The sequence below is a fragment of the Bathymodiolus azoricus thioautotrophic gill symbiont genome (genome assembly GCF_001298715.1).
GTDB lineage: Bacteria > Pseudomonadota > Gammaproteobacteria > PS1 > Pseudothioglobaceae > Thiodubiliella.
On sequence record NZ_CDSC02000256.1, the window covers coordinates 1 to 3,446 of the forward strand.

3 protein-coding genes are annotated in these 3,446 nt (G+C 39.4%); all 3 read left to right on the forward strand.

Features of this window, described 5'->3' with window-relative positions:
- Positions 1-134 precede the first annotated feature (134 nt).
- The 3 genes from BAZSYMA_RS04835 (at position 135) to BAZSYMA_RS04840 (ending at position 3,320) form a co-directional block, all read left to right on the forward strand.
- A complete protein-coding gene (locus tag BAZSYMA_RS04835; RefSeq protein WP_090716205.1) occupies positions 135-2,294 on the forward strand; it encodes a YgiQ family radical SAM protein in 2,160 nt (719 codons plus the stop codon).
- 161 nt (positions 2,295-2,455) lie between these two features.
- Positions 2,456-2,590, forward strand: coding sequence for a hypothetical protein (locus BAZSYMA_RS10530; RefSeq protein ID WP_273542817.1), 135 nt, complete (start codon positions 2,456-2,458; stop codon positions 2,588-2,590).
- Positions 2,583-3,320: a glycosyltransferase gene (locus BAZSYMA_RS04840; RefSeq protein WP_090716208.1), complete on the forward strand. Its 738-nt coding sequence runs from the start codon at positions 2,583-2,585 to the stop codon at positions 3,318-3,320. The genes BAZSYMA_RS10530 and BAZSYMA_RS04840 overlap by 8 nt, the downstream gene beginning before the upstream one ends.
- The last annotated feature ends 126 nt before the right edge of the window (positions 3,321-3,446 follow it).

Sequence of the window (3,446 nt, forward strand, 5' to 3'; positions counted from 1 at the left end):
TTCATAAAGCCTATCTCTTGAGATAGGCTTTTTTTATGTTTGATTGTAACTATATTGGATACACATCTTTTTAGAAGTGTATCCTAGGATGTGCGTTATTAAACTATCGTTTTGTTCCTGTATACTTTAGCACCATGTTATCATCGCCTAAAAATATCCATTCTTACCCAAAATTTTGGCCCTATAAGAAAAAACTTGTTCCTGCGCCATTGTTGCCTATGTCTCGTCAAGAAATGAACGAGTTAGAATGGGATTGTTGCGATATCATCATCATTACAGGGGATGCGTATGTAGATCATCCTAGTTTTGGCATGGCGATTATTGGTCGGTTGCTAGAGTCTCAAGGGTTTCGTGTGGGGATTATTTCTCGGCCTGATTGGCATTCTGCAAATGACTTTCGTCAACTAGGAAGGCCTGGTTTATTTTTTGCCATCACTTCGGGTAATATGGATTCTATGGTGAATCATTACACCGCTGAGAAAAAACCACGCTCTGATGATGCTTATACTGCAGGTGCTATTGCAGGAAAGCGCCCTGATCGTGCGACCACTGTTTATACTCAGCGTGCCAAGGAGGCATACAAAGGCATTCCTGTTATCATTGGCGGTATTGAAGCCAGTTTAAGGCGTATTGCTCAATACGACCACTGGTCGCAAACTATTCGCCGTTCTATTTTGCCTGATTCCAAAGCTGATTTACTGATTTTTGGGAATGCTGAGCGTGCTGTAGTTGAGGTCGCACATCGTCTTGCAGTGGGTGAAGATATAAAGCAAATTACCAATATTCGTGGTACAGCTTATATGCAACAAGGAATCCCTAGAGGCTGGACGGTTTTAGACTCAAGTAAAATTGATACGGATAAAAGTCTGACTCATCCACAAACAGACCCTTATGTAGATACATCCAGTAACGATAAACAAAGTTGTGACAATAAAAGCAATCAGGTCAAATTTAGTCAGATTGATCCCAATCAGGGGGCGGAGCAAGTTATTCATTTTGACCAGCGTACTAAAGGGTTAAAGCGAGAAAGTACCGTTATCCGTCTACCTTCTTTTGAACAGGTGGCAAAAGATCGCTATCTATATGCGCATACATCGCGTGTTTTTCACCTAGAAACAAATCCGGGCAATGCACGCGTTTTGGTGCAGCGTCATGGTGAGCGTGATGTTTGGTTAAATCCATCGCCAATTCCTCTGTCAATGCAAGAATTTGATAGTGTGTTTGAATTGCCCTATACACGCAAACCACATCCTACTTATGGAAAGTTGAAGATCCCAGCTTACGATATGATTCGTTTTTCGATTAATATTATGCGTGGTTGTTTTGGTGGTTGTACTTTTTGTTCTATTACCGAGCATGAGGGGCGCATTATTCAAAGTCGTTCAGAGGATTCGGTGATTCGTGAAATTGAAACGATTCGTGATACAGATAAGGATTTTAAAGGCAATATTTCCGACCTTGGTGGACCAACGGCGAATATGTATCGCCTGAAATGCAAAGATGAAAAAATAGAAGCGTCTTGTCGTCGTCTTTCCTGTGTTTATCCGGGCATTTGCCCCAACCTTGAGACCAACCACAAACCGCTTACCAAGCTGTATCGTCGTGCACGACAATTAAAAGGCGTTAAGCGTATTTTTATTGCTTCAGGCTTGCGTTACGACCTAGCTGTGCGTGACCCTGAATACATTAAGGAGCTGGTCACTCACCATGTTGGCGGGCGTTTAAAAATTGCACCTGAACATACAGAAGACAGCACCTTATCAAAAATGATGAAGCCAGGTATTGGTTCTTATTATCAATTTAAGACATTATTTGAACGCTATTCCAAGCAAGCGGGAAAAGAGCAATACTTAATCCCTTATTTTATTTCATCACACCCTGGAACCACGGATAAAGACATGCTAAATTTAGCACTTTGGTTAAAACGCAATCAATTTAAGCCAGATCAAGTACAAGCCTTTATTCCCACCCCTATGGCAATAGCTTCTGCTATGTATCACAGTGAATTAAATCCACTCAAAAAAATTACCCGAAAGTCAGAAGCAGTAAAAACACCGCGTAGTGGTCAACAACGCAAATTGCATAAAGCCTTTTTACGCTATCACGATCCTAAAAACTGGGACATATTACGACAGGCATTAAGGCAAATGGGACGCAGTGACTTAATAGGCAACGGAGAAGAACATTTAGTGCCTTATTCTAGAGCAGGGAACACATTAAAATCACAACTTCCACGAAAAAATAATAATGACTTTCATCATCGTATTTCTGTAAAAAACACTAAAAAGAATTAAAGAGACGCAATGAGTTATTAATAAACTAAACCCTTGTTGCATCATAAAATGCTTTAATATCACGGTTTAAGGGTTTTAACTCAGGCTGTTAATCCGTTTGTCGCTGGTTTGAGTTCAGTTTGAGGTGTCAAATATTTTTTTATGTCTGATAAAATACCAAAATGAATTCAAAAAAAATACTCACTACAGAACTTAAAAAAACCATTGAGTGGTATCTGGCAAGTACCACTTGGTGTAAACGCGTTAAAGAGGGTAGTTGTCTAAGCAAAAGCTTAGGTGCAATCAACCATGAATAGCGTAAATATCATTTGCATGAAATGGGGTGACAAGTTCCCATCAGAATATGTCAATCGCTTGTATGCTATGGTGAGTCGCAATCTATCAATACCCTTTAGATTTGTGTGTTTTACTGAGGATGGTAGCGGTATTCGCAATGAAGTGGAGATACAACCATTGCCAGAACTAGACTTGCCAGTTAATTTGGCTGATACACCTGAGCGAGGATGGCGCAAACTTACTGTTTTTAAGGAGGGCTTTGGTGGATTGAATGGCAAAACTTTGTTTTTGGATTTGGATGTGGTTATCGTTGATAATATTGATGCCTTTTTTACGGTTAAAGGCGATTTTCTAATTGCGCATGACAAGAAAAATCCAACAAAAATTGAAGGCAACTCATCCGTATTTCGTTTTGAAATCGGACAATACTCACAAATATTATCTCACTTTGAGCAAAATTCAGAACAAGTAAAAAGCGAAGTTCGCCATGAGCAAGCTTATTTATCACGAGAGATTCACAAATTGGGAAAACTTAAATATTGGCAAGATGAGTGGGTGCCAAGTTTTAAATATCGTTGCTGCCCATCGTGGATAAAATCTTGGTTTAAAGCACCATTTATTCCTCAGGGTGCAAAAGTCATTATTTTCCATGGTTTGCCTAACCCACCTGAGGCGATTAAAGGTATTAGCGGTAAATGGTATCGTCATATTCAGCCAGCACCTTGGATTGTCAAATATTGGAAAGAATAAGGTTATGTTGGTTGTAATTACCCAAATTATAAACCGTGTAGATCCATCTTAGATTGCAAAAAATTCATCAGAGTTTTTAGAGATGCTTAAAACAGTCAAAAGAAAACTTGTACAAACTTAAAGGGC

What these genes read in the sequence shown, in the direction of transcription:
- BAZSYMA_RS04835 (WP_090716205.1), top strand. Translation starts at nt 135, where the DNA reads ATGTTATCATCGCCTAAAAATATCCATTCTTACCCAAAATTTTGGCCC.
- BAZSYMA_RS10530 (WP_273542817.1), top strand. Translation starts at nt 2,456, where the DNA reads ATGAATTCAAAAAAAATACTCACTACAGAACTTAAAAAAACCATTGAG.
- BAZSYMA_RS04840 (WP_090716208.1), top strand. Translation starts at nt 2,583, where the DNA reads ATGAATAGCGTAAATATCATTTGCATGAAATGGGGTGACAAGTTCCCA.